At 41.4% G+C, this 24,418-nt stretch carries 27 protein-coding genes, 1 riboswitch and 1 other annotated feature; of the genes, 15 read left to right on the top strand and 12 right to left on the bottom strand.

Annotated elements, in window-relative coordinates; all coding sequences use genetic code 11:
* Nucleotides 1-25 precede the first annotated feature (25 nt).
* A complete protein-coding gene (locus MKZ25_RS02675) occupies nt 26-853 on the bottom strand; it encodes a lipoate--protein ligase family protein (RefSeq protein WP_340800020.1) in 828 nt (275 codons plus the stop codon).
* A 165-nt stretch (nt 854-1,018) separates the two neighbouring features.
* Between MKZ25_RS02675 and hemQ the strand changes: the two genes are divergently transcribed.
* Nucleotides 1,019-1,756: a hydrogen peroxide-dependent heme synthase gene (hemQ, locus tag MKZ25_RS02670; protein WP_008404556.1), complete on the top strand. Its 738-nt coding sequence runs from the start codon at nt 1,019-1,021 to the stop codon at nt 1,754-1,756.
* A 116-nt stretch (nt 1,757-1,872) separates the two neighbouring features.
* On the opposite strand, the gene MKZ25_RS02665 is transcribed toward hemQ, so the two are convergent.
* Complete coding sequence (locus MKZ25_RS02665; protein ID WP_340800019.1) at nt 1,873-2,043, bottom strand: hypothetical protein; 171 nt, start codon at nt 2,041-2,043, stop codon at nt 1,873-1,875.
* A gap of 407 nt (nt 2,044-2,450) precedes the next feature.
* Here MKZ25_RS02665 and gerQ point away from each other — a divergent pair, with 407 nt between their 5' ends.
* The gene (gerQ, locus tag MKZ25_RS02660; protein WP_339175082.1) at nt 2,451-2,771 is read left to right on the top strand and encodes a spore coat protein GerQ; all 321 of its coding nucleotides are present in this window, start codon (nt 2,451-2,453) and stop codon (nt 2,769-2,771) included.
* A 102-nt stretch (nt 2,772-2,873) separates the two neighbouring features.
* Nucleotides 2,874-3,101: a hypothetical protein gene (locus MKZ25_RS02655; RefSeq protein ID WP_340800018.1), complete on the top strand. Its 228-nt coding sequence runs from the start codon at nt 2,874-2,876 to the stop codon at nt 3,099-3,101.
* A 263-nt stretch (nt 3,102-3,364) separates the two neighbouring features.
* On the opposite strand, the gene MKZ25_RS02650 is transcribed toward MKZ25_RS02655, so the two are convergent.
* The 6 genes from MKZ25_RS02650 to MKZ25_RS02625 all read right to left on the bottom strand — a co-directional run bounded on the left by MKZ25_RS02650 (nt 3,365) and on the right by MKZ25_RS02625 (nt 8,036).
* Nucleotides 3,365-5,050 (bottom strand): methyl-accepting chemotaxis protein, encoded by a 1,686-nt coding sequence (locus MKZ25_RS02650; RefSeq protein WP_340800017.1) that lies wholly within the window; start codon nt 5,048-5,050, stop codon nt 3,365-3,367.
* The gene (locus tag MKZ25_RS02645; protein ID WP_340800016.1) at nt 5,047-6,243 is read right to left on the bottom strand and encodes a M20 family metallopeptidase; all 1,197 of its coding nucleotides are present in this window, start codon (nt 6,241-6,243) and stop codon (nt 5,047-5,049) included. The genes MKZ25_RS02650 and MKZ25_RS02645 overlap by 4 nt, the downstream gene beginning before the upstream one ends.
* 133 nt (nt 6,244-6,376) lie before the next feature.
* The gene (locus MKZ25_RS02640; protein WP_340800015.1) at nt 6,377-6,757 is read right to left on the bottom strand and encodes a DUF423 domain-containing protein; all 381 of its coding nucleotides are present in this window, start codon (nt 6,755-6,757) and stop codon (nt 6,377-6,379) included.
* Nucleotides 6,758-6,835: 78 nt separating this feature from the next.
* The gene (locus MKZ25_RS02635) at nt 6,836-7,108 is read right to left on the bottom strand and encodes a YwdI family protein (RefSeq protein WP_340800014.1); all 273 of its coding nucleotides are present in this window, start codon (nt 7,106-7,108) and stop codon (nt 6,836-6,838) included.
* On the bottom strand, nt 7,105-7,287 hold the full coding sequence (locus tag MKZ25_RS02630) for a uracil-DNA glycosylase (protein WP_340800013.1): 183 nt from the start codon (nt 7,285-7,287) through the stop codon (nt 7,105-7,107). The genes MKZ25_RS02635 and MKZ25_RS02630 overlap by 4 nt, the downstream gene beginning before the upstream one ends.
* A 65-nt stretch (nt 7,288-7,352) precedes the next feature.
* The gene (locus tag MKZ25_RS02625) at nt 7,353-8,036 is read right to left on the bottom strand and encodes a uracil-DNA glycosylase (protein ID WP_340800012.1); all 684 of its coding nucleotides are present in this window, start codon (nt 8,034-8,036) and stop codon (nt 7,353-7,355) included.
* A 162-nt stretch (nt 8,037-8,198) separates the two neighbouring features.
* Between MKZ25_RS02625 and thiD the strand changes: the two genes are divergently transcribed.
* From thiD to MKZ25_RS02605, 4 genes are all read left to right on the top strand, one after another.
* The gene (gene thiD / locus MKZ25_RS02620) at nt 8,199-9,047 is read left to right on the top strand and encodes a bifunctional hydroxymethylpyrimidine kinase/phosphomethylpyrimidine kinase (RefSeq protein WP_340800011.1); all 849 of its coding nucleotides are present in this window, start codon (nt 8,199-8,201) and stop codon (nt 9,045-9,047) included.
* A 222-nt stretch (nt 9,048-9,269) separates the two neighbouring features.
* A complete protein-coding gene (locus MKZ25_RS02615; protein WP_340718880.1) occupies nt 9,270-9,620 on the top strand; it encodes a YojF family protein in 351 nt (116 codons plus the stop codon).
* A gap of 13 nt (nt 9,621-9,633) precedes the next feature.
* Nucleotides 9,634-10,311 carry a bacillithiol biosynthesis deacetylase BshB2 gene (bshB2, locus tag MKZ25_RS02610; protein ID WP_340800010.1) on the top strand — a complete coding sequence of 226 codons (678 nt, stop codon included), beginning with the start codon at nt 9,634-9,636 and terminating at the stop codon, nt 10,309-10,311.
* A gap of 270 nt (nt 10,312-10,581) precedes the next feature.
* The gene (locus MKZ25_RS02605) at nt 10,582-11,937 is read left to right on the top strand and encodes a YjiH family protein (protein ID WP_340800009.1); all 1,356 of its coding nucleotides are present in this window, start codon (nt 10,582-10,584) and stop codon (nt 11,935-11,937) included.
* A gap of 67 nt (nt 11,938-12,004) precedes the next feature.
* Here MKZ25_RS02605 and MKZ25_RS02600 read toward each other — a convergent pair whose 3' ends face one another.
* Nucleotides 12,005-12,754 carry an SDR family NAD(P)-dependent oxidoreductase gene (locus MKZ25_RS02600; RefSeq protein ID WP_340800008.1) on the bottom strand — a complete coding sequence of 250 codons (750 nt, stop codon included), beginning with the start codon at nt 12,752-12,754 and terminating at the stop codon, nt 12,005-12,007.
* Between the two features lie 360 nt (nt 12,755-13,114).
* On the opposite strand from MKZ25_RS02600, the gene ilvA reads away from it, so the two are divergent.
* Nucleotides 13,115-14,383: a threonine ammonia-lyase IlvA gene (gene ilvA, locus MKZ25_RS02595; RefSeq protein WP_340800007.1), complete on the top strand. Its 1,269-nt coding sequence runs from the start codon at nt 13,115-13,117 to the stop codon at nt 14,381-14,383.
* Nucleotides 14,384-14,720: 337 nt separating this feature from the next.
* Here ilvA and MKZ25_RS02590 read toward each other — a convergent pair whose 3' ends face one another.
* The 3 genes from MKZ25_RS02590 to MKZ25_RS02580 form a co-directional block, all read right to left on the bottom strand.
* Nucleotides 14,721-15,515 carry an ABC transporter ATP-binding protein gene (locus tag MKZ25_RS02590; protein WP_079524586.1) on the bottom strand — a complete coding sequence of 265 codons (795 nt, stop codon included), beginning with the start codon at nt 15,513-15,515 and terminating at the stop codon, nt 14,721-14,723.
* On the bottom strand, nt 15,508-16,548 hold the full coding sequence (locus MKZ25_RS02585) for an ABC transporter permease (protein WP_340800006.1): 1,041 nt from the start codon (nt 16,546-16,548) through the stop codon (nt 15,508-15,510). Before MKZ25_RS02585 ends, MKZ25_RS02590 begins: the two co-directional genes overlap by 8 nt.
* Before the next feature lie 96 nt (nt 16,549-16,644).
* Entirely contained in the window at nt 16,645-17,661 is a 1,017-nt protein-coding gene (locus MKZ25_RS02580; RefSeq protein WP_340800005.1) for an ABC transporter substrate-binding protein, read from the bottom strand.
* A 286-nt stretch (nt 17,662-17,947) separates the two neighbouring features.
* A riboswitch (PreQ1 riboswitch) is annotated at nt 17,948-17,992 on the top strand.
* 6 nt (nt 17,993-17,998) lie between these two features.
* Between MKZ25_RS02580 and MKZ25_RS02575 the strand changes: the two genes are divergently transcribed.
* The 7 genes from MKZ25_RS02575 (at nt 17,999) to trpA (ending at nt 24,389) form a co-directional block, all read left to right on the top strand.
* Entirely contained in the window at nt 17,999-18,484 is a 486-nt protein-coding gene (locus MKZ25_RS02575; protein ID WP_339175063.1) for a QueT transporter family protein, read from the top strand.
* Nucleotides 18,485-18,662: 178 nt separating this feature from the next.
* Nucleotides 18,663-18,876, top strand: a binding site (T-box leader).
* A gap of 121 nt (nt 18,877-18,997) precedes the next feature.
* Nucleotides 18,998-19,981, top strand: a complete 984-nt coding sequence (locus MKZ25_RS02570; RefSeq protein ID WP_340800004.1) for a metal ABC transporter ATP-binding protein — start codon at nt 18,998-19,000, stop codon at nt 19,979-19,981.
* Nucleotides 19,982-19,986: 5 nt separating this feature from the next.
* The gene (gene trpD, locus MKZ25_RS02565; RefSeq protein ID WP_340800003.1) at nt 19,987-21,024 is read left to right on the top strand and encodes an anthranilate phosphoribosyltransferase; all 1,038 of its coding nucleotides are present in this window, start codon (nt 19,987-19,989) and stop codon (nt 21,022-21,024) included.
* Nucleotides 21,021-21,815, top strand: a complete 795-nt coding sequence (gene trpC, locus MKZ25_RS02560; RefSeq protein WP_340800002.1) for an indole-3-glycerol phosphate synthase TrpC — start codon at nt 21,021-21,023, stop codon at nt 21,813-21,815. The genes trpD and trpC overlap by 4 nt, the downstream gene beginning before the upstream one ends.
* Entirely contained in the window at nt 21,812-22,429 is a 618-nt protein-coding gene (locus MKZ25_RS02555; protein ID WP_340800001.1) for a phosphoribosylanthranilate isomerase, read from the top strand. The genes trpC and MKZ25_RS02555 overlap by 4 nt, the downstream gene beginning before the upstream one ends.
* Nucleotides 22,426-23,613 carry a tryptophan synthase subunit beta gene (gene trpB, locus MKZ25_RS02550; protein WP_340800000.1) on the top strand — a complete coding sequence of 396 codons (1,188 nt, stop codon included), beginning with the start codon at nt 22,426-22,428 and terminating at the stop codon, nt 23,611-23,613. Before MKZ25_RS02555 ends, trpB begins: the two co-directional genes overlap by 4 nt.
* Entirely contained in the window at nt 23,610-24,389 is a 780-nt protein-coding gene (gene trpA, locus MKZ25_RS02545; RefSeq protein ID WP_340799999.1) for a tryptophan synthase subunit alpha, read from the top strand. The genes trpB and trpA overlap by 4 nt, the downstream gene beginning before the upstream one ends.
* Nucleotides 24,390-24,418: the final 29 nt, after the last annotated feature.

Genomic DNA, 24,418 nt, shown 5'->3' with positions numbered 1-24,418 from the left:
TCGCCTTCTTTTTATTCTATTTATTTTATTTATTCAGCATCGATTCATTGCGCTTGAAAACTCGATCTAGATAATAGTCGTACAATTCCATTTCCTCTTGCTGCAATGGCAGCTCGAACAGCTGTCCGTTCCATTGCTTCAATAGATTGCGAAGTCTTTCATTTACTTCGAATACTGTCAGTTTTTGTTCTGTCAGTTGTTGAAGTGAAACCATGACTTCCGGCTTGATATCCGGATACTCGAATTTCGTTTTCTCGCCTTGCAGACCATTTTCATAAAAACGCTTAATCAGTTCCGCACGCTCACTGCCATTGCCTTCCACACATAAATAAATCTGAACAGCAATCCCGTTTTTCATGCGGCGCTGTGAAATACCGGCAAACTTCCGACCATCCATACTCAAATCATATGAACCTGGACAATAGGAACCGACAATTTCATATGCTTCTATTTTCGTTGCAATCTCAGGGAAGAGCTGGCGAACCAAAGCAACCATCATGTCAAATGCATTATTAATACTTAACGGCTTATCCTCATTAATAACAATCGAAATGTTTAAAACCCCTGCATCCAATACGACGGCTAATCCTCCAGAATTGCGGACAATCGGATCATAGCCACTGTTCTTCAATGTTTCCATCCCCTGCTCAATATAAGGCAGTCGGTGATCTTGGATTCCGAGAACTACAGCGTCATGATGGACCCATGTACGTATTGTCGAATTCGTCAGTTTTTGACCGACAAGATGACAAAGTGTATCATCCATTGCAAAGGACTCTAATGGTGAACGTTTATTCGCGCTGATCGACTGATCGATGAAACGCCACTTTGTTTGCTGCAAAATATCATTCATGTTTTATACTCCTAGCCTAATTTTTCCTCACTTTAGCATACCGTATTTTAAAGTGATGTCAAATTGGTGAATTGACGGAATTTACGGTGTTGAAATGATATTTTTTCCTGAAACTATGCTACACTAATTGTGAATCATTTTCATTTACAAGGAGTGTTTAAACAGATGAATGAAGCAGCAATTACATTAGACGGCTGGTACGCCCTACATGATTTCCGCTCAATGGACTGGGTATCATGGAAATTAGTTTCGGCTGAAGAACGCGAAGCCGCTACAAAAGAATTTATCGCATTTTTAGAAGACTTAAATAAAGATACAGGTTCGAATGCTTTTTACTCAATTATTGGTCAAAAAGCGGATTTCATGATAATGACTTTACGTGAAACACCTGAAGAACTTAATGAAATCGAAACAAAATTTGCGAAATTAGCGATTGCCGATTTCACAATTCCAACGTATTCTTACGTTTCTGTAGTGGAATTATCGAACTATTTAGCAGGTAAATCAGATGAAGATCCATATCAAAACCCGCATGTTCGTGCGCGTTTATATCCTGAGCTGCCAAAATCAAAGTACGTATGTTTCTACCCAATGGACAAGAAACGTGAAGGCAATGACAACTGGTATATGCTTTCAATGGAAGATCGTAAAAAGTTGATGTATGACCACGGGCTAATCGGCCGCAGCTATGCAGGTAAGATCAAACAGATCATTACAGGTTCTGTCGGTTTAGATGATCATGAGTGGGGCGTTACATTATTCTCAGACGATATGCTACAATTCAAAAAAATCGTTTACGAAATGCGCTTTGACGAAGTTTCTGCACGTTACGGCGAATTCGGCGAGTTCCTTGTAGGAAACTTGCTGGACAATGAAAAACTGGAAAAACTATTAGCGATTTAATCACTTATACACCCGTTCCCCTTGCTGAGTGGATTATCCAAACGGCCAAGGTGCTGAACGGGTTTCTTTTTCTTCTAAAACGTAAAAAGATGAGTCGATTCATCCCGACTCATCTTTCACGTTTGATCATCCTGTAATTTTAAAATGATAATAATTGTGTTAATGAATAAACCGATGACGATTAGAAGAACTAATAAGTACCAATGAATCGGCTGTTCGTAAAAAATTGCAACCGCAAAGGACAATAATGCGCTAATTATTATGCCTAACCAAACCCCTATTTTCATGATGTTCCACTCCCGCGCTTTTCGTCAACACCGGCAACAATCTCTCGTTTATTTACTATATCTTTACCCATTTCCTTGAAATTTATTACATATAGCTGATCTTATTATTCTATAGTATGTCACATGGTCAAAAAACAACACTGTTTTGGTGTTCATTTTTTTTATTTATGCATATACTAAATCGAAAAAGGAGGTCACATCGAACGCCTAAACTTCAAATAAAAGGTTTACATGCCGCCCTTCTTTCTCGGTTACAGTGCGGCAGAAGGTGATGCAAGTGTCCTGCTTAGTGTAAGAAAGAGAAACAGCAGCCATTTCTTCGTTCACTGTTTCTCGCGCCGATGACTGCAGTATATTAAATTTCTTTATGAAAGGATGCAAAATTGACTTATTATTGGACGTCTCCAATGCAACAGATGAATCCTGCAACGGTTCCGATGCCTACAACAATGCAAGGTATGCAAGGAGTAGGCATGCCACGTGAGGAATCCTATATCGAGAATATTTTACGATTAAACAGAGGTAAACCAGGTACGTTTTATTTTTCATTTGATAATGCGGTAGCTGGCAGTAATACACGGGCGGTTCGTGGGGTAGTGGAAGCAGCCGGTCGTGACCATGTTATTTTACGTGATTTAAAAAATAACCACCGCTTCCTGTTCCCGATGATTTACTTCGACTATGCGGAGTTCGATGAGGAATTAAGCTATTTTACACAACAACCGTAAAAGAGTAAGGCGCATTTTTCCAGCGCCTTTTTTTGTTGTCGAAAAACGGATGAGACCTATTGCTAAAAGAGGTTGCCCTATGGTGGAGTAAAATTTCTTGCCTTGATTTTATTGGAACAATTGATTGGTTTATTAGAATATTCGAGCGTGATATTAGAAGAAATTAGTGTGTTATTAGAAGAACTGAAGCGGATATTAGAAGATGGCGGAAATGGCATTGAACTGGTGCAGGGATTGCCCAAAATTGAGGCGCGAATAAGTCCTGCGTGGATTTTATTAGAACAAATGAACAACTTATTAGAACAAGATGGTGGGATATTAGAAGATTGAACACCGATATTCGAACATCTCAAAGTGATATTAGAACAACAGCACGATATATTAGAAAATTGCAATTTTATTAGAACAAATCAGTTTATATTAGAAGAAAAAAATTTTTATTAGAAGAAATACCCTATTATTAGAACAAAACAGCCTTCACTAGCCTTTATTAGAACCCCCCCGGCAATTCGCCCCCTCCCCATCCCTTTTTTCATTGCAGAAAACCGTGTAACAAGAAAAACGGCACCTGTATAAGGTACCGTTTTGAAGAATCATACTTTAAACTGCTGAATTTCCTGTTGGAGTGTTTGCGCATTGTCGCTTAATGTTACTGCTACTGCATTTACCTGCTGCATTGTAGCGGTTTGCTCCTCTACTGCTGCCGCAATCATTTCCAAGTTGCCGCTTGATTCATTTGAGCTATAGGCAATTTCATTTACCGATGCTGTCACCTGCTCAGCGCTTGCAGAAAGCTCTTCGGAAGTAGCTGAAATTTCCTGAATCTGCATCGACATTTGCGTTACTGCATCTACGATTGTTGTAAATGATTCACCGGCGTGCGAAATAATCTTCACGCCATCTTCCACAGAAACTAACGATTCCGATACGGCACGTTCAACGTTTTCCGTATCCGCTTTAATTTCAAGTGTTAAGTTAACGATAGAATTGGCGGATGATTTCGATTGCTCGGCCAGCTTCCGCACTTCATCTGCTACTACAGCGAACCCTTTCCCATGTTCTCCGGCGCGCGCGGCTTCAATCGCCGCATTCAATGCCAATAGATTTGTCTGATCCGTAATCGATGTGATCAATTGAGAAATGTTGTTAATTTCTTCTGTCTGTTGTGCAAGTTTTTGCACTAAGGCATTTACAGAGTTTGTCGATGAACTGATAATGTTCATTTGCTGTTGGGCATCTTGGATAATTTCTCCACCGTTTCTTGCTGTCTGTGTCGCATCAACCGAATTTCCAAGCAATTTTTGTGTAGATTCCGCAATTCGTTGTACGCCTGCTGCTGTTTCTTCCATTGCTCGGGCACTTTCATTTGAAGCTTGTGCAGAAATTTGTGCTCTTTCAGCCGTATCATTTACCCGCATCGTTACATCTTCTGTCGTAGCTGTTATTTCTTCGGTACTTGCCGAAAGCTCCTGTGCTGCCCCGCTTACTTGCTCCGAATTGACTTGAATATTTTTAATCAAGCTCGATAAATTATTTTTCATCGCATTGAACGCATTGCCTAACTGGCCAATTTCATCCTTTGACTTCACATGAATATCTTGCTGCGATAAATCCCCTGCTGCAATAGTATTTGCTTCATGTACAATTCCTGTTAATGGAGAAATGATTGTTTTTCGAATATACAACATAACAAGTATGCCAATAAGAACACTGATAGCTAAAGCAATACCGGCTATTAAAACAGACAAGGCGATCGAATCATCTGTTTTCTTATTAATCTCATCGAGCTTATTTTCCTGGTACTCAACCATTTGAGCTGTTACCTCGAACATTCCGTCACTTGCCGTGCGCAGCTTTGTATTAATAAACCCGTTTGCGCGTATTTGATCTCCACGCTCGTAAGCATCCATCATATCAAGATAACCGTAATTAAAGTCATCCCGGTACTTAATGATTTGTTCCATCAGTTCTCTCATTGTTCCGCTTGATATTAGTTTACTTAAATTATCAATCTCCTGATCCAGTAGTTCGTTGTACTGCTTAAAACTTTCGGCAGATTCCTCTTTTCCATCAAAAACAAATGCACGCACATACATTCCTTGCATCGCGACATTGAATCGGATTTCATCTACGGAACGAATCTGCTCAACACGGTAGTCGAGCGCTTCTTCCATATGGCCCTGTATTTTTTTTAGACTACTATAGTTAAGTGTGACTATGATCATAATTAACAATATCATTAAAATTAGTACGGCATTTAACCTTTTTCCTACACTCATGTTGATTCCTCTTCTCGTTGTTCATTTAATAGAAATTCCAATGTTGCCCGTCCTAAAACTTTTGCAGCGATGAGCATTGCCCGTTCATCAAAATCAAACCGGGCATGGTGATGCGGATATACTGTTTCCCACTCTGGATTCTTTGCTCCTGTAAAGAAGAAGGTTCCTGGAACATGCTGCATATAGTAGCCGTAATCTTCTCCGATCATAAACGGAGGACAAACCGAAACCTTTTCTACTCCTGTTGTTTCGTTTGCTATTTGTGCAACAAATTTTGTTTCGGCTATATGATTGATTACAGGCGGGTACCCGTCGAAATATTCAAACTGGTAGTCAGCATGCATTCCTAAACATGTCGCTTTCAATAATAATTCGATTTCCTCTTTCATTTGTCTTCGCACTTGTTCATCAAATGCACGTACAGTCCCTTGAATTTTCACTGTATCCGCAATGACATTGAACGGATTGATCGCTTCAAACTGCCCGATCGTCACTACACCCGATTCAAGTGGTGCAATACGACGCGAGATTATCGTCTGCAATTGTGTGACAAAGTGCGCACCAACAACGATCGCATCAACCGAGTGCTGCGGTTCTGCACCGTGTCCGCCCTTTCCTTGGATCACAATTTCAAACCGGTCTGCCGCTGCCATAATGGCTCCTTCTCGTACAAGCACTTCTCCTAAAGGAGTCGGTGCCCATAAATGTGTCCCGAAAATTACGTCCACACCTTCCAAACAGCCATCTTCAATCATCGCCTTTGCCCCACCTGGAGCAAGCTCTTCTGCATGCTGATGGATAAACACAACATTGCCGGATAGCTGTTCCCGCATTTCTGTCAAAACTTTCGCCAAAATAAGTATTGTTGCCGTATGACCATCATGTCCACACGCATGCATAACTCCATCATTCTTTGATTTATATGGGAAATCATTTAGTTCCTGAATGGCCAATGCATCGAAATCTGCACGTAAAGCTACTGTTTTTCCTCGTTTTGCCCCTTTTAATGTGGCTACCACCCCACGCCCTCCAACATATTCGCAAACTTCCAAACCTAACTCACGGTAGAAATTGGCGATGTACGCAGGTGTATGTACTTCGTGATGGGATAGTTCGGGATGCTCATGTAAATAGCGTCGAACAATTACCATCTCTTCAAAATTTTCTTCTAACTTCAATAATAATTGGTCCATTTTCCTTACCCCTTTGTCCTCTACTTTATAACTATACAATAAATTCAAATAATTTAGATAAAAGTTTTGATTTTCCTAAGAAAATAATAAAAAAAGCATATACTTCCATTTCATGAAGTATATGCTATAAATTTTACTGAGTCTTTTTTACTACTGTTATAATAACCATAATCCAGCCCACTAAAAAGAATACGCCGCCAATAGGAGTAATAGCCCCTAGTACACCGATTCCTGTTAATGCTAATACCATTAAGCTCCCTGCAAAGAATACAATCCCTGCATTAAAGCAGTACATTGCAATTTTCAACTGTCTCACTTCACCGAAAATGGCTTTCGACATTAAAATACCGACCAAAATAAGTGCTGTCGCATGGAACATTTGATACTGGATGGCTGTATCCCAAATGCCTGCACTGTAATCATCTAGCAAATCTTCAAGTGCATGTGCTGCAAAGGCGCCCAATGCAACTGCTAAAAAGCCGTGGATCGCGCCCGATATAATTGAACCTTTCATCTCTTTACCTCTTTCTTTTTCTTATACACAATCCCTCAGATAAGGGGTTGATCCCTGCCAACCAGGCGTACCTCTGTGTTAAAAATCAAACAATGAATCGCCGTTTGCATCGTCTTCTTCGAGCTTTTGTGCTGGAATTGCGACCGGTTGCGTATATACGGGGGATGAAGTCATTGTACTCATGCTATTTATCGAAGCAGGTGTTGGCGAACTGACTTTTTCGTCTAAAACAACATCACATAACGCACGAATTGCCGTAAGCTTTTCACGGGCTTGTTGTTCTGTTGCCGCATGTGCTGCTTCTGTTGTCAACTTTTCAATTTGCTTAACAATCGTTTCATACGTAATCATCGCGCTTGCCCACCTTCTCTATTTTTCGGTACAAATTTTAAACAATCCATTCCCGATGACTGTTTTACAACGAGAGATGGCAGCTGTTTCGTTTTAAAGCCATATGCTGTGCAACCCCGCGGATTATACTGATCCCATGTCACACGAAAATGCTGGCATTTAAAGCAATCTACTTTCATTTGCCGTTCCCTCTCTTTCTAACAATACTTTACCACGCTTTCGGGCAAAAGTTTAGCTTGTTCCCCTATTTCTTCGCTAAGCACCAGTCAATCGGCTGGTGACCTACAGACAATAGTGCTTCGTTTGTTTTTGAATACGGGCTGCTTCCGAAAAAGCCTCGGTGTGCGCTTAACGGACTCGGATGAGGTGATTGCAGAATGATATGGTTATTTGAAATTCGTTCAATTAATATCCGTTTACTTTGGGCCGGTTTTCCCCATAATAAAAATACAATCGGCTGCTCACGTTTCGCGAGCTGTTCAATAATAGCATTCGTAAACTGTTCCCAACCTTGCCCCTTGTGGGAATTGGCCTTGCCTGCTTGTACAGTTAAAACGGTGTTCAGTAATAATACGCCCTGCTTTGCCCACGGTGTTAAGTCCCCATGCTCCGGAATTTCGCAGCCTATGTCCTGCTGTAGTTCCTTCATCATATTTTTTAGACTCGGGGGTAATTTTTGCCCTTTTTCAACCGAAAAACTTAAGCCATGTGCCTGATTCGGACCATGATATGGATCTTGACCTAATATGACTACTTTTACATGATCGTAATCCGTTAACTGAAGTGCATTGAAAATATTCTCCTTCTTCGGATACACGGTTTCTTCGATGTATTGTCTTTCTAGAAATGTTTTAAGAAGCTTATAATACGGCTGCTCTTTTTCACGAGCCAATAATTCTTTCCAACTATTCGTCAACTGTTCCATCATAATTTCCACCTCGTTTTTTACGCTATTGAATTTTCTGCTGAAATTCAAGCTGTTTCTCTGGCATTATAGTTTTTTCGTTTTCTGACTATTTTTATATAGTCAGCCAGACGTTATACTTAACCTAATTATAATTCGAATTTTCACTTTAAGGAGATATGCTATATGACACTAAAAAAAACTTTAACGATTGCCGGTTCTGATACTTCTGCAGGTGCAGGAATGCAGGCCGATCTAAAAGCCTTTCAGGAACATGGCACATACGGAATGGTCGCATTGACAGTTGTTGTGACAATGGATCCGAAAACTTGGAGCCACACAGTGACACCACTACCGACAGAATTATTGCAAAAGCAAATTGATACAGCCCTTTCAACAGGTGTCGATGCCATTAAGACAGGCATGCTTTCAACTGAAGAAATTATTCAAATGGCTTCAAAAGCGATTCAGGCTTCCGGTACAGATAAAATTGTCATCGATCCTGTAATGGTCTGCAAAGGTGAAGATGAAGTATTGAACCCTGGCAACACAACAGCAATGATTAAATATTTATTACCCTATGCCACTGTTGTCACACCTAACCTTTTCGAAGCGGGACAGCTGGCAGGCACAACAACACCGAAAACAATTGAGCAAATGCAAGCTGCCGCTGTGAAAATCCATGAGCTTGGCGCAAAAAATGTTGTAATTAAAGGTGGAAAAGCCTTAGTACATGATAAAGCCGTTGATTTGTTCTATAATGGAGTAGAATTTAAATTATTAGAGACAGAAAAAGTTTCTTCTACTTATAATCATGGGGCAGGCTGTACTTTTGCAGCGAGTATTTGTGCAAACTTAGCAAATGGTCTTTCTGTTGAGGAGTCGGTGATTGAAGCGAAAGAATTCGTTTCAGCGGCGATTAAACACGGTTGGGCTTTAAATGAACATGTTGGACCAGTAATGCACGGTGCAAAACCACGATTCGGTGCACCTGAAGTTACTGTTACGACAATTCCAAACTATCTACATGCATAAAAACTTCTACAAATAGAAGTTTTGCTTCCGGCGGATGTCACAGATTCGGTAATAAGATCTTTGCGTCAGCGCAAAGCCGAATCCGGACGCAATTTCGCTGAGGCGTACTTGATATAGCTGCGTCACACAAGAACTCAATTCTTGTGTGACTTTTTCGTTTCCCAGTCGAATATATTTGACTATACTATTAATAGAAAGATTCGAAAGGAGTTAATAAGAGTGATGAAGGAAGTAAATACTAACGAGCTCCAGGAGTTAATTAATTCTTTTGCGAACAAAGACGTTTTTATTCATCTAGAAACTACAAACGGCTCTTATGCAACACATTACAATGAAAGCTTTTTCAATGCGGGCGCATTTATCCGAAATGTACAAATACGCTATGAGTTAGGAAAAGTTGTAGGAGACGCACCGCATCGTGTCGGGCTTAAAATGCCCCATGGCTGGGTTTATGCACAAGGAATTACACATTTTGAACTGGACGATCAGGGCCGATTATTAATGGCTGGTCTGGACAATACTGGAAAGCTGGCGGTTGCATTAGAAATTAGCGAAACGCCATTTGCTTATTAAGGAGGTCGCTTATATGACATTACAAGAAGAACGTCACGTTTTAGTCGTTTACCCGCACCCGGATGATGAAGCCTTTTCAGTTGCAGGTACATTACGCTTATTCAACAACATGGGAGTTCCCGTTACATATGCTTGTTTAACGTTGGGCGAGATGGGACGAAACTTAGGAAATCCTCCATTCGCAACACGCGAGTCATTGCCGGAAATCCGCCGAAAAGAGCTGATGGAAGCATGTGAAGCAATGGGTATCGGTGATTTGCGTATGATGGGCTTACGTGATAAAACAGTTGAATTTGAAGATGACGAAAAAATGATCAAGCTCGTTAACGATTTGATTGTCGAGCTGAATCCATCCCTAATCTTCACTTTTTTACCTGGCTTCGCTGTCCACCCCGATCATGAAGCAACCGGACGCGCTGTTCTCGAAGCGGTACGTCGTATCGATAAACAGTATCGCCCACGTATTTTAGCTTGTGCATTTGCGAATGACACGGTCGAGAAAAACGGTGAGCCTGATGTTACAATTGACATCCAGTCTGTTAAAGCAGATAAGTTAAAAGCTTTAAAAGCGCATGCTTCTCAAACTGCCTGGATGATTCAAGACGCAGAAAAACGGGTAGATACCGGTGATGTCTCATTAGATAACTGGTTAAATCACGAACAGTTTTATACTGTAACTTTTAATGATTAATGTATATTTATAATTCCGAGGATGTTTGCATATTTTTAAATTTGCAGGCGTCCTTTTTTTCTTATTCATCTCTTGTATTTTTATTCGGTTCAATTTTCGCTTACTTCTTCGGAAATATGATGTTTATTACGTCTAAACCCTAATTATATTCATTTTTTAATCACTATAGTTTTCAGAAATATTAATCTTTATGTAAAACAGTAGACAAATGAATATTCACGTTTTATAGTGTATAAATATTCAAACTAACAATCAAAGAGGTTATCATATATGAAAACAAAATTTTCTTCCTATACTTGGTTCCTGTTTATTGCCCTTTCTGCTCTTGGTGTATTTCTGTTTATTACACCAATTAATACAGAAGACGGCATAAAAGTACCGATTGCAATCCTGGCAAACTTTTTGGCAGGCAAAGTGGAGCCATTCATTCATTGGTTCGCATTCATTGTGTTTATTGTTGCGGCTGTAGGATCAGTCGTAATGCAGTTTGTTCCGAAGAAAACAGAACAACGTACCCTCGTTGATGCATTATTCCGTGTAAACTGGTTCTGGACAATCATGCGTGTATTTGCAGTTGTATTTGCAAGTATGTATGTTTTCCAAATCGGGCCTGAGAGTTTAACAAGTGACGTTACAACTGGCGTGTTGCTTGATCCGGCATCCGGTCTCGTAACTTTCATGTTTGTACTGTTTTTATTTGCCGGTTTATTGTTGCCTTTATTAACAGACTTCGGTTTACTTGAATTTTTCGGTTCGATGATGGTGAAAATTATGCGTCCCCTATTCAAGATTCCAGGACGTTCTGCTATTGACTGTCTTGCTTCTTGGGTTGGTGATGGCACAATCGGCGTATTGCTTACAAGCAAGCAATATGAAGAAAAAAACTATACAGGCCGTGAAGCTGCAACAATCGCAACAACTTTCTCGGTCGTATCGATTACTTTCTGTTTAGTCGTAGTTGAAACAATCGGCATTGGTGATTACTTCATCGAGTTTTATGCTTCTGTTATTATTTGCGGGTTAATTTTAGCATTCATTATGCCTCGTATTTATCCGTTGAAACAAAAAGCAGATACATTAATTGATGGCTCACAAGTACCTGCAAACCGTGAAGATGTACAAGATGGGTATAATGTATTTTCTTTTGGTTTGCACAATGCTTTATCGAAAGCCGATTCTAACCGTAACTTAGGGAAAATGATCAAAAACGGATTTATTAATGTTCTGGAAATGTGGTTTGCGGTTACACCAATTATTATGGCATTCGCAACAATCGCATTAGTGTTAGCCGAGTTTACAAGTTTCTTCCGTATTTTAGGGATGCCTTTTGAGCCGATTTTAGCGCTTCTGCAAATTCCTGAAGCCGGTGAAGCTGCACAAACGATGATTGTCGGTTTTGCGGATATGCTGTTACCTTCCGTTTTAGGTGCAGGCATCGAATCTGAAATGACACGCTTCTTTATCGCGACAGTATCGGTTACACAGTTAATCTACATGTCGGAAGTCGGCGGACTGATTTTAGGTACGAAGCTTCCATTAAAACTTTGGGATCTGTTCATGATTTTCTTAATTCGTACTATTATCTCGATTCCGATTATCGCAGCAATTGCACATTTATTATTTTAATTAGACAATAAAGGGCTGCCGGAAAGTCAGATTTTCTTCTGACTATCCGGGCAGCCCTTTTTACTGTTTACTTCGTGCTCGTGAAGCCGCCGTCAATACGGATGACTTCCCCGTTTATATACTCTGCTTTTGAAGTCAGCAGGAAGGTTACAAGCTCTGCTACTTCTTCTGGTGTACCTAAACGTTTTTGCGGGATTCCGCCTGTAGCATTTTCCTTCATTTGCGGGTTTGCTTCATAAAAGGCTTTTACCATTGGTGTTTCAGTAGGACCTGGAGCGATTGCATTCACGCGCAGCCCGTCTTTCGCGTATTCTGCTACCATACTTCTTGTTAACCCGACAATTCCGTGTTTCGTTGCCGAATATGTAACAACGGAATCCTGTCCAATTACACCGGCACTTGATGCCGTATTCACGATGGAACCGCCACCGTTTTTCAGCATTACTTCAGCCACATAGCGTACACCATAAAGTGCCCCAAGCAAGTTAATCCCAACAATTTGTTCGATTTCCTCAATCGTAGTATCTAAATAGAATTTACCGCTGCCGGAAATCCCTGCATTGTTAAAGAAGTAATCAATCGACCCGAAATGCTTCATTGTTTCATCAACATAGTTTTTTACTTCTTCCGCTTTTGATACGTCCGCTTTAATGAAAATAGCGTCTACACCATGTGCTTTTACTTGTTCAACCGTTTCATTTCCGCCTTTTTCACTGACATCCACTACCGCAATATTAATACCTTCCTGAGCCATACGGATAGCTGTTGCCTGTCCTAATCCGCTGCCTCCACCTGTAATAATCGCTGTTTTAGTCATCGTGTTACCTCCTGAAATAAGTTTTTGGATGTTGCCGATAATTTTTCTTTATACGAAAAATTGCCTTGCCGCAATAATTCATTTTTCCCCTTTGTTTTTCAAATAAACATTGGCAGGTGATTTAAGACTTGTTTCATACATAAGCTTTTCCTGTTCCGATCAGGGATATGCACTTCAACGAGATTTAGAGCCGCGTTTCAATTTAAAGGAAATCTTGTCTGAATCAATGCTCAATTTCTCTATTAAACCGCTTTCATTATGGCATATTGATGAATTTTCATAATTTACAGAATTTTTACGCCATTACGACATAAATTTATGATAGAATAATATAATCTTTAATCAGATGACGGAGGTTACATGGAAATGGGAGTTACTCAACCGAATACGATTGCAGTCGAAAACGTATTAATCGCACATCATTTTTTAAAAGATGTTGTTGTACATACACCCCTGCAATTAAACGACTATTTATCAGAAAAGTATGGGGCAAAAATTTACTTTAAGCGTGAAGATTTGCAGCATGTTCGTTCATTTAAATTACGTGGTGCCTATTATAAAATCAAAAAAATCGAAACAGAGGCCCGTGCATCAGGTGTCGTCTGTGCAAGTGCTGGTAACCATGCACAAGGTGTTGCCTATGCGTGCGCAAAGCTGGAAATTAAAGCGACAATCTTTATGCCGAAAACAACACCGAAACAAAAGATCGATCAGGTGCGGATGTTCGGCAGAAGCTTTGTGGAAATTGTGTTGGCAGGAGATACTTTTGATGACTCTGCGGAAAGCGCACTTGCCTATTGTGAACAGGAAAACCGCATTTTTATCCATCCGTTCGATGATGCAGATGTGATGGCTGGCCAAGGTACAGTGGCGGTCGAAATTATGAATGATATCGAAGAACCGATCGATTATGTATTTGGCAGTATCGGCGGTGGCGGCTTAATGTCAGGTGTCTCTTCATACATTAAAAACTTATCTCCTTCGAGTAAAGTTATCGGTGTTGAGCCTGCAGGTGCAGCTAGCATGAAGTCAGCTTTCCAAAACGGAGCAGTGGTTTCACTGGATTCGATCGATAAATTTGTTGATGGCGCTGCTGTTAAATGTGTGGGGCATGATACGTATGAAGTATGCCGTCACTATTTGGATGATATTATCGCTGTTCCGGAAGGTAAAGTATGTACGACTATTTTAGATCTTTATAATAAGCATGCGATTATCGCCGAGCCTGCTGGAGCATTGTCGGTTGCTGCACTCGATTTTTACGCTGAGCAGATTCGCGGGAAATCGGTTGTCATCATTATTTCGGGAGGAAACAACGATATCGGACGCATGCAGGAAATTAAAGAGCGTTCGCTGATTTATGAAGGGCTGCTGCACTACTTCATCGTAAGTTTCCCGCAGCGTTCAGGAGCATTACGTCAATTTTTAACGGAAGTGCTTGGTCCGAATGATGATATTACAACATTTGAATATACGAAGAAGAACAATAAGGAAAGTGGTCCGGCACTGGTCGGCATTGAGCTTGCACATCGCGAAGACCACGCTGGATTAATTGAACGTATGTGCGCAAACGGTTTTGAGTATAAAGAAGTGAATAACGACAGTACACTGTTTGCATTGCTTGTGTAAAATAATTTAGCCATTATGCATTGCTTTCAAAGGTCGACATAGGAACTGTACGAAAGGCAAAACGGCTCCATTTTGGTTAAAAAGACAGTAGTGGCGCGAAGTGCAGGCGGCAGACTCCTGCAGGAATAGCATGCGCGGAAAATCCAATGACCGGTGCCGCCGTTTAGGCACCGGTCATTTAGTTGGAGCCATGCCCGCGGAAAGCGTCCGCCGAAACGGAGCAGAACGGCTTACAAAGAAAATTTTTAATCATCCCCAACTTTTGGTGAAGAGCCAAAATAAAAAAACTCGATTCTCTCAGAGAAAATCGAGTTTTTTTATCTGTCCGGAACTTTATTTACCCTAACAGCGCGCGGTCTGAATTCATTTTTTCGCCGCGGATTTGTTCGAACTCGTGCATTAAATCCGGAATTGTCAAGTCCTGTTTACGGTCTTCCCCGACTTCCAGAATGATTTGCCCTTTATCCATCATAATGAGACGGTTCCCCAAATCAAGCGCCTGCTGCATATTATGCGTGACCATCAGTGTCGTCAGCCGACTTTCCTCAACAAGCTCTTTTGTCAGCTTTGTAATAAGTTCAGCACGTGATGGGTCAAGTGCAGCTGTATGTTCATCAAGCAGTAAAATCGAAGGCTTCGTAAATGTCGCCATTAATAAACTTAATGCCTGGCGTTCCCCGCCCGATAATAATCCGACTTTTGCCGATAGACGGTTTTCCAAATTCAAATGCAGTTTTTCCAATGACGTTTTGAAAAACTCGCGACGCTTTTTATCGACACCGAAGCGCAATGAACGTTTCGTGTTACGTGAATAGGCAATCGCCAAGTTTTCTTCAATTGTCATTGTTGGTGCTGTACCTGCCATCGGATCTTGGAAAACACGGCCGATATGGACTGCACGCTTATATTCCGGCAAGCGGGTTAAATCATTGCCGTTAATTTCGACAGAGCCGAAATCCGGTGTTAATGCTCCGGAAATCATATTCATCATTGTCGATTTTCCGGCACCATTACTTCCGATAATTGTAACGAAATCACCAGGTGCCAAATGCAGGTTAATATTGTCCAGCGCAATTTTCTCATCGGGTGTTCCTTCGTTAAATACTTTGTTAATGCCATCTAATTTAAGCAAGGCTCTTCCCTCCCTGCTCCATATCCACTTTTGCCTGCTGTAATGCGAGACGTTCTTCCAAACGTTTTGCTTTTCTCTTTTTCTCTTTATATTTCCCTACGATTTGCGGGATTACCAGCGCTAAAATAACGATAACAGCCGTAATTAATTTCATATCCCCTGAGTCCAGCCATTTTACACGTAATGCCAATGCGTAAATCATTCGGTAAATTATTGCCCCGGCAATAACTGCAAATGTGACACGAACAATCGACTTTGTTCCGAAAATGGCTTCACCGATAATTACAGATGCCAGACCGACAACAATCATACCAATACCCAATCCGACATCGGCAAACTTTGTATACTGGGCAATTAGTGCACCTGATAATGCCACCATACCGTTTGAAATTCCGAGTCCTAAAATGACCAGTGAATCGGTATTTGCCGAAAAGCTGCGAATCATTCGTTTATTGTCGCCTGTTGCACGGATTGCAAGACCGATTTCTGTTTTTAAGAACCAGTCTACAACTAGTTTAATAATTGTCGTCACAACAAGCATTAAAATTAAAACACCCCAAGTTGTTGGAACAGAAACTAAGCCCATTGATTTCAGTACATTTGTAATCGCTGAATCAATGCCTAAATTCCCCCAGAAAGAACCGAACGTCGAAAAAACTGTTTCTGAATTTAATAGTGGAATATTTGGTCGTGTTACACCGGTATCTGAGCTTAATCCCATAATTCGTAGATTAATCGAATAGAGGGCGATCATCATTAAAATCCCTGCAAGCAGCGGATTGATCTTCCCTTTCGTGTGTAAAATTCCTGTCATACATCCAGCAATAAATCCAGCAACTGTTGCGACCAATGTGGCAAGGATCGGGTTATAGCCAAGCACAATCATCATCGCTGCCGTACTTGCCCCCGTTACAAAGCTTCCATCAACCGTTAAATCCGGAAAATCCAGCACACGGAATGTTAAATAAACCCCAAGTGCCATAATTGCATAGATGATCCCTTGCTCCACTGACCCAAACATAGCTGTAAACATCTCGAATCATCTCCTGACTTTTTTAAAAGTTTTAAGCAAGTCAGCCTAAACATTTTATACCTGTTTAGGCTGACTTGCTTTTTGTATAAAAGTGAATTATTGTACTTCTGCTTCCCATTCAGGCTTAATTTCCAAGCCTAAGTTTTCTGCAGTAGCTTTATTGATTACTAGTTTTAAATTAGCCGGATATGCAGCCGGAACTTCTGAAGGTGTTTTGCCTTCCAATAAAATTTGTGCTGCCATTTGCCCTGCTTCATAGCCGATATCGTAGTATTCGAAACCGTATGCCGCTAAACCGCCGCGCTCTACTGAATCAAGCTCACCGACAATAAGCGGTAATTTGTTTGCATCTGCTACTTCGATTACAGATTCAAGTGCCGATACGACCGTATTATCAGTAATAATATAGAATGCATCTACTTTACCGACTAATGATTCTGCTGCCTGACGAACTTCAGATGAAGCAGATACTGCTGCTTCTACGATTGTTACGCCTTCTTTTGCTGCAATTTCTTTTATTGCCGCGATTTGTGCAACAGAGTTTTGCTCACCAGCGTTATATACCATTCCTACATTTGTTGCCCCTAATTCTTTAAGGAAAGCAACTGTTTTCGGCATTGTTTCCGGATGTAAATCAATCGTACCTGTTACGTTAGCGCCAGGTGTTGCCATTGAATCGATCAATTCCGCACCTACTGCATCCGTTACAGATGTAAAGATAACCGGAATATCAGAAGTTGCGCTTTTTGCAGCCTGTGCTGAAGGTGTTGAGTTCGCGAAAATCAGATCTACATTTTCCCCGACTAACTGCTGAGCGATTGTCATGTTCGCACTGTTATCATTGTTTGCAGATTTGTCTACGTATTCTGCTTTAATACCTGCATCTTCAATTGCCTTTTTAAATCCTTCTTTTGCGGCATCTAATGATGGATGCTCAACAATTTGTGTTGTTCCGATTTTAAAAGTTTTTTCGCTATCTGCTTTAGCTGTATCTACAGCCTCGCCATTTGACGTCTCGTTCGAAGATGTCTCGCTCTCTTCCCCGCCACACGCAGCTAATAATAAAAGAAGCCCGAATAATAAAAAGGACAGCTTCATTAAATTTTTTCTCATCTTATTTCCCCCTAGTTAACTTTATCGGTTTAAAGCGCCGAACTTCATTTGGATGAAGTGTTTAAATAATATTACCGCGTCATATTTAGATAGTCAATAACATTTAGAATGTTCTGAATTTATTCTAGGTAATGTGCCTCATTTTGGGGTTTAGCTGATACACTTCAAACCGCTAAGCAACGCGGTTTAATGAAGTTTTAGCTCTTGGTAAATTTTTTGATTATTTATTGAAAAAAAGTCCTATAAATCTTTACTTTTATTTTCAATATTGCTATGATTGCAGTTGCTTTGCGTGGTTCGTAACCATCCCACGTTAAAAAACTAGGAGGAATTTCATATGAAGGTAAAGTTTATTGCAGCGAGCGCCATTATTGCAGCATTATATATTGCTGTCACAATGCTTGTTGCGCCAATTAGCTTTGGGCAAGTACAGTTCCGTATTGCCGAAATTTTTAACCATTTAGTCGCATTTAACCCGCGCTATATGCTAGGTGTTGTTTTAGGTGTATTTATTTCCAATTTCCTGATGTCTTCGATCGGTCCAATCGATTTAGTATTCGGTGTCGGACATACGATTATTACACTGGGAATTTTCATATTCATTTGTAAGTTTGTGAAAAATATTTGGGCTCGTCTGATTATCAATACAACGCTCTTTACGTTTACAATGTTTATCATTGCAGCACAGCTGAACATCGTGCTTGGCTTCCCGTTCTGGGAAACTTGGCTGTTTGTAGCATTTGGCGAATTTGTTGTATTGGCGGTTGGAGCACCGATTATGTACACTTTAAATAAACGATTGGATTTCAAAAAATTAATCTAATTTCGATTGTTTCACCAGCTGATTTTTAAACATCAGCTGGTTTTTTATTTAGCAAAAATATTTTAGAATTGTTTGACATTTCGTTTTTCAGTGTTAGAATAAAGCATAATTCAAATGTTATTTACGGTAGCAGGTTACGGGAGCGTGACCACCGTTTTCTTTTAGTAGAGCTTAGTTGAGTAAATTGTTGAATAAGAAGAGTAGCATTTATCGTTTTGTCCAGAGAGCGTATGGCTGGTGAAAATACGCCAAAAGGTAAATGTGAATGGGCCTTATGAAAGCTGCTGGCGTTAGTCGGCGGACGGTACCCTGCCGTTATCAGGTTTAAGTGGAAGCAAGCTTTTTTGGTTTGCTTCAAACGAGGTGGCAACGCGGTGAAAATCGTCCTTTCGCAAAAGTTAATTCTTTTGCTGAGGGCGATTTTTTTATTCAGCAAAACTTAAATTAATTACAAGAATGCTAAATGATCTGAATCGTAAAGGCGTAGTTTATTTCAAAAAAGGAGTGTTTCAAATGGTAGTTCAGCAACATTTTCGTACATCAATGAAAAAAGTAAATGGGGATTTACTGACACCGATTTCTATTTTCCAGCGACTGCAAGGTGAACGGAAATTTTTATTGGAAAGTTCCTCTAAATATGATGGCAATGGACGCTATTCGTTCATCGGTGTCAATCCGCGCAAAACGTATATTGGGGCAGATGATCAGCTTTTAGACCATACGCATCATTCCAATAAAGCCTACACATATGAAGGCGAGCTGATCCAACTGTTGAAGCAAGTGATGCCGCGTGTTTCATCCCATACGGAATATCCCTTTACAGGTGGCGGAATCGGCTATATTCACGCATTGCAAAAGCCCTTGCCTGAACTGCAGTTTCATGTTTACGACACACTCGTTATTTTTGATCATTTAACAGATGAAATCGCTGTTTTCCATACAAATATTGAAGCAGAACAAGTAGAACCAAACATTGATCAATTGATTGAACAGCTGTTTACAACACCGACACCTGAACAGTCATCCTATACATTACAACGTGTCGAAAAAGAGGAAAATGGACGTTATCGTGCACAATTTACCGGAGAGGCCCTTTCCCTTTATCGAAAAATGCGCGTTGAGCACGCGGCACCATATATGTACTATGTCGAATTTGATGATTGCACAGTAATCGGTACATCAAAATCAAACTATGTGCAAGTAAGGAACGGGAATATTTCCGTTACAAATGACGCACCGTCAATTGAACGCTTTAGTACGGAAAATTCGGTGCAACAGCTTGCCAATGTTACAACAAGTACGTTAAGCCCTACCCTTCATGCCATCGATGTCGTGAAAGGGCTATTACCAGCACAAGGCTTGATCGGCTATATCGGCTTTAATGGCCAGGTCGATTTCACAACACCCGAACAAACGATAATAATTCAAGGAAATGTCGCACAGCTTCACTCGGAAACAGACGAAGAAGCGCCATTCCACTCTTTACTGAAAGGATGATGAACATGTCTTTACTTCCATACATTGAACAGATTGAGCGAAAAGAGCACTTAGTTTTTGAGGAAATGCAGCAGGCAGCACAGCTTATTTTTAATGAACAAACACCGAAAGAACAGATCGCCTCATTTTTAACAGCGATGAGCGCAAAAGGAGAAACGGCACATGAAGTTGCAGGCTTAGCTTCTGTTATGAAATCACATGCAGTTGCTGTTGACGTACCCGAAGGCATTTATATTGATAACTGCGGCACAGGCGGCGATGGACTTCAAAGCTTCAATATAAGTACGACTTCCGCATTTGTATTGGCAGGTGGCGGCATTTCAGTAGCAAAGCATGGCAACCGGAAAGTATCGAGTGCTTCAGGAAGTTCGGATGTATTGGAGGCACTTGGCATTACGCTGCTGCCGAATATCGAGCAAACATCAGAATTGCTCAAACAGCACGGTATCGCCTTTTTACATGCTCCGAACATGCATCCGAAGTTAAAACGGATTGGTGAAGTTCGACAGGCAATCGGCAAACCGACGATTTTCAATTTAGTTGGTCCCCTGACAAACCCTGTCCCGTTAAAGACACAGTTTGTCGGTATTAACCGACCGAGCTTCACGACCGATTATGCGGAAGTTCTCCATATGCTGGGACGTGAACGGGCAATCGTCGTATCGGGTGCACAAGGAATGGATGAAGCATCACTGGATGGCGAAAACACTTTTGTATTGTTAGACCGCGGAGACATGATTCCATTTAAACTGCGTGCTGAAGATGTCGGCTTAGCCGCACAGCCACTTTCTGCAATTCGCGGCGGTACTCCTGCAGAAAATGCGGATATTATGCGTGACTTATTAAAAGGAAAACAAAGCGTGTATTTTGATACAGTTCTTTTAAATGCCGGCATTGGCTTCTTTGCATACGGGCTTGCCGAAACGATGAAAGAAGGTATCGACATGGCGAAGGACAGTATAATGTCTGGTCGCGCTTATGAAAAATTAGAGAATATTGTTGCTTACAGCGAAAAACAGATGCAGGAGGAACCCGTAAAATGACGATTTTAGACCGTATTATTGACCAGAAAAAGACTGAGCTGCCACAATTGCTTTCGACAAAGCCTGTGTTTTTAACAATCGATAAGGTTCGCCCTTCTCTATATGAAACACTGATATCAGCCAATTCATTGCAAGTCATTTCGGAAATGAAACGTGCCTCCCCTTCCAAAGGCGATATTGCGACACAAGTCGACCCTGTCGAGCAAGCTTTACAATATGAAGAAGCGGGTGCTGCCTGTATTTCCGTATTGACAGAGCGCGCATTTTTCAAAGGAAGCTATGCGGATTTAAATGCAGTCGCAAATGCTGTGGACATACCGGTTTTATGTAAAGACTTCATCATTCATGAAGTGCAGATCGACTATGCGAAGGCTGCCGGCGCATCGGTTGTCCTGTTGATTGTCGCAGCATTAACAGATGACCAGCTGAAATCACTTTACGCCTATGCAACAGAACAACAGCTGGAAGTGCTCGTTGAAGTACATGATGCCGATGAATTAAAGCGTGCCCTTGCCATTGGAGCAAATATTATCGGAGTGAATAACCGGAATTTGAAAACATTCGATGTTTCACTGTCGGCAACACTTGAAATTGCACAGCTTCTTCCCCCATCACCGATTGCATTTATTAGTGAAAGCGGAATTTTAGGTCCGGAAGATGCACAGTTTGTGGCGAATGCTGGCGCAAAAGGAATTTTAGTCGGCGAAGCGTTAATGCGCAGCGACGATGTCAAAAACTCACTTAAAGCACTACAAATCGACATAACAGCAAAGGTTGGCGAAAATCGATGACAAAAGTAAAAATTTGCGGATTAAAAGAAATCGAACATGTAGAAACAGCGGTCAAAGCAGGTGCTGATTTTATCGGATTTATGTTTGCGCCCAGTAAACGACGCATTACGGTAGAGGAAGCAGTGAAGCTTGCAAAGGCAATTCCGGGGACGGTCAAAAAGGTCGGGGTTTTTGTCAATGAAGAGCCGGCCAAAATTCGTCAAATTGCAAAAGAAGTCGGACTCGATTATATCCAGTATCACGGGGATGAAACGCCCGAGCAGATTCAGGAAATCGGGCTGCCGGCAATTAAAGCGTTCTCGATTCGTAGTGAAGACGATGTGACACGTGCGGCAACATATGATGTGGACTATTATTTGTTCGATGCGCCTGGAACTGACTTCCGTGGAGGTAGCGGAAAGTCCTTTGACTGGATGCTTCTTGATAAAGTAAAAATCCCGCTTGAAAAGGTCATTTTGGCAGGTGGACTAAATGAAGAAAATGTTGGACTGGCGATTATGCTTGTCGAGCCATTTGCAGTAGATGTTTCAAGTGGTGTAGAAGTAGATGGCCGAAAAAGTTCAGCAGCGATTACGAATTTTATTGAAACAGCAAAAGGAGAGTTGATTTTATGACGACAGTAAAAGGACGCTTCGGGCGATTCGGCGGTCAGTTTGTGCCCGAGACATTGATGACTTCACTTGAGGAATTGGAGCTTGCATATGAGGAAGCAAAAAAGGACCCCTCTTTCCAGGAAGAACTTGACTATTATTTAAAGCAATATGTCGGACGTGAAACCCCCCTTTATTTTGCGGAGCGTTTAACGAAAAAAGTCGGCGGTGCGAAAATCTATTTAAAACGTGAAGATTTAAACCATACGGGTGCACATAAAATAAATAATGCGATCGGCCAGGCACTTTTGGCAAAACGTATGGGGAAGAAAAAGATTGTCGCTGAAACTGGCGCAGGTCAGCATGGTGTCGCAACAGCAACTGCATGTGCACTGCTTGATATGGAATGTATCGTTTACATGGGGGCAGAAGATGTACGCCGTCAGCAACTGAATGTTTTCCGTATGGAGCTGCTCGGAACAAAAGTTGTGGCGGTCGAAAAAGGTTCCGCTACATTGAAAGATGCGGTTAATGAAGCGTTGCGTCACTGGGTTACTCATATAGAAGATACGCATTACATTTTAGGGTCGGCACTTGGACCACACCCCTTCCCTACAATTGTCCGTGATTTCCAGCGTGTCATCGGGGATGAAACACGTGCCCAAATTTTACAGCAGGAAGGACGTCTTCCGGATACAGTTATTGCTTGTATCGGTGGCGGCAGTAATGCAATCGGAATGTTCTACCCGTTTGTGGAAGATCAGGATGTAGCATTATACGGAGTGGAAGCTGCAGGGTCCGGTGTCAATACCGACAAGCATGCGGCAGCAATTCATGTCGGAAAAACAGGTGTCCTTCACGGTGCATTCATGTATTTACTGCAGGATGATAACGGTTTTGTTCAAGAAGCTCATTCAATTTCAGCGGGACTCGATTATCCTGGAGTTGGGCCGGAACACTGTCATTTACATGAAACAGGTCGTGCTGCCTACCCTTCTGTTACAGATGAACAGGCACTTGAAGGTGTGAAGCTGTTATGTGAAACGGAAGGAATTTTACCGGCCTTGGAAAGTGCCCATGCCGTTTACTATGCAAGTCAATTTGCCAAAAACCGTCCTGCTGATGAAATTGTTGTCGTTTGCTTATCAGGTCGTGGGGACAAAGATGTTCATACATTAATGGATAAACTCGGAGGTGGCGTGAAATGACATTGCAAAAACAGCTTGAAAACGTATTAGCAGCAGGGGACAAAGCATTTGTTCCTTATATTATGGCAGGTGATGGCGGGCTTGAAACATTAAAACCTACTATATTGAAACTACAGCAAATTGGAGTTTCCGCAATTGAAGTCGGCATTCCATTTACCGATCCTGTAGCAGATGGACCAACAATTGAGCAAGCGGGCGAACGTGCACTTGCTCACGGTGTGACATTGAAAAAAGTACTGGATGAACTGCAAAGCTTTGCACAGGAAATCCATATTCCGCTCGTTGTCATGACGTACTTAAACCCGATTCTGGCTTATGGGATTGAAGCATTTGCAAAGGATGCAAAACTTGGTGGTGTCGAAGGACTGATTGTACCGGATATGCCTTTTGAAGAAAGTGCTTTACTACATGATACTTTAAAGGAAAACGGTATTGCGCTTGTCCAGCTCGTATCGTTGATGAGCCCTCCTGAACGCATAAAAAAATTAGCTGCTGCAAGTGAAGGGTTTGTTTATGCCGTAACGGTAAATGGTATTACCGGTGAACGTGCAAGCTTTGCCACGGAACTTGCCGCGCATTTTGCGAACTTGAAAGCAGCGAGCAATATCCCGGTGCTAGCGGGCTTCGGGATTTCTACGACTGAACATGTAAAAGGCTTCGGCGACATTGCGGATGGAGTAATTGTCGGCAGTAAAATTGTGACGGCACTCGTCGAGCAGGACTGGGCAACAATCGAAGCGCTTGTACAGGCAACGAAGAAATCGGCCGTGATTTAATTGCTGAGTAAGAGGATGCAACGACTTGA

This window comes from Solibacillus sp. FSL W7-1464 (assembly GCF_038004425.1).
Classification (GTDB): domain Bacteria; phylum Bacillota; class Bacilli; order Bacillales_A; family Planococcaceae; genus Solibacillus.
Note: the sequence above shows the minus strand (reverse complement) of the source record. Positions and strands in the feature narration are given on the sequence as shown.

Excerpts from the sequence above, each read along its gene's own strand:
- MKZ25_RS02650 (WP_340800017.1), bottom strand. The coding sequence starts at position 5,050 with ATGAGTGTAGGAAAAAGGTTAAATGCCGTACTAATTTTAATGATATTG.
- MKZ25_RS02630 (WP_340800013.1), bottom strand. The coding sequence starts at position 7,287 with ATGAAAGTAGATTGCTTTAAATGCCAGCATTTTCGTGTGACATGGGAT.
- trpA (WP_340799999.1), top strand. The coding sequence starts at position 23,610 with ATGACATTGCAAAAACAGCTTGAAAACGTATTAGCAGCAGGGGACAAA.
- hemQ (WP_008404556.1), top strand. The coding sequence starts at position 1,019 with ATGAATGAAGCAGCAATTACATTAGACGGCTGGTACGCCCTACATGAT.
- MKZ25_RS02675 (WP_340800020.1), bottom strand. The coding sequence starts at position 853 with ATGAATGATATTTTGCAGCAAACAAAGTGGCGTTTCATCGATCAGTCG.
- trpB (WP_340800000.1), top strand. The coding sequence starts at position 22,426 with ATGACGACAGTAAAAGGACGCTTCGGGCGATTCGGCGGTCAGTTTGTG.
- thiD (WP_340800011.1), top strand. The coding sequence starts at position 8,199 with ATGACACTAAAAAAAACTTTAACGATTGCCGGTTCTGATACTTCTGCA.
- MKZ25_RS02575 (WP_339175063.1), top strand. The coding sequence starts at position 17,999 with ATGAAGGTAAAGTTTATTGCAGCGAGCGCCATTATTGCAGCATTATAT.
- MKZ25_RS02570 (WP_340800004.1), top strand. The coding sequence starts at position 18,998 with ATGGTAGTTCAGCAACATTTTCGTACATCAATGAAAAAAGTAAATGGG.
- MKZ25_RS02615 (WP_340718880.1), top strand. The coding sequence starts at position 9,270 with ATGAAGGAAGTAAATACTAACGAGCTCCAGGAGTTAATTAATTCTTTT.
- MKZ25_RS02600 (WP_340800008.1), bottom strand. The coding sequence starts at position 12,754 with ATGACTAAAACAGCGATTATTACAGGTGGAGGCAGCGGATTAGGACAG.
- ilvA (WP_340800007.1), top strand. The coding sequence starts at position 13,115 with ATGGAAATGGGAGTTACTCAACCGAATACGATTGCAGTCGAAAACGTA.
- MKZ25_RS02635 (WP_340800014.1), bottom strand. The coding sequence starts at position 7,108 with ATGATTACGTATGAAACGATTGTTAAGCAAATTGAAAAGTTGACAACA.
- MKZ25_RS02625 (WP_340800012.1), bottom strand. The coding sequence starts at position 8,036 with ATGATGGAACAGTTGACGAATAGTTGGAAAGAATTATTGGCTCGTGAA.
- MKZ25_RS02605 (WP_340800009.1), top strand. The coding sequence starts at position 10,582 with ATGAAAACAAAATTTTCTTCCTATACTTGGTTCCTGTTTATTGCCCTT.
- gerQ (WP_339175082.1), top strand. The coding sequence starts at position 2,451 with ATGCAACAGATGAATCCTGCAACGGTTCCGATGCCTACAACAATGCAA.
- MKZ25_RS02665 (WP_340800019.1), bottom strand. The coding sequence starts at position 2,043 with ATGAAAATAGGGGTTTGGTTAGGCATAATAATTAGCGCATTATTGTCC.
- MKZ25_RS02580 (WP_340800005.1), bottom strand. The coding sequence starts at position 17,661 with ATGAGAAAAAATTTAATGAAGCTGTCCTTTTTATTATTCGGGCTTCTT.
- MKZ25_RS02555 (WP_340800001.1), top strand. The coding sequence starts at position 21,812 with ATGACAAAAGTAAAAATTTGCGGATTAAAAGAAATCGAACATGTAGAA.
- MKZ25_RS02585 (WP_340800006.1), bottom strand. The coding sequence starts at position 16,548 with ATGTTTACAGCTATGTTTGGGTCAGTGGAGCAAGGGATCATCTATGCA.
- trpD (WP_340800003.1), top strand. The coding sequence starts at position 19,987 with ATGTCTTTACTTCCATACATTGAACAGATTGAGCGAAAAGAGCACTTA.
- MKZ25_RS02640 (WP_340800015.1), bottom strand. The coding sequence starts at position 6,757 with ATGAAAGGTTCAATTATATCGGGCGCGATCCACGGCTTTTTAGCAGTT.
- MKZ25_RS02645 (WP_340800016.1), bottom strand. The coding sequence starts at position 6,243 with ATGGACCAATTATTATTGAAGTTAGAAGAAAATTTTGAAGAGATGGTA.
- trpC (WP_340800002.1), top strand. The coding sequence starts at position 21,021 with ATGACGATTTTAGACCGTATTATTGACCAGAAAAAGACTGAGCTGCCA.
- bshB2 (WP_340800010.1), top strand. The coding sequence starts at position 9,634 with ATGACATTACAAGAAGAACGTCACGTTTTAGTCGTTTACCCGCACCCG.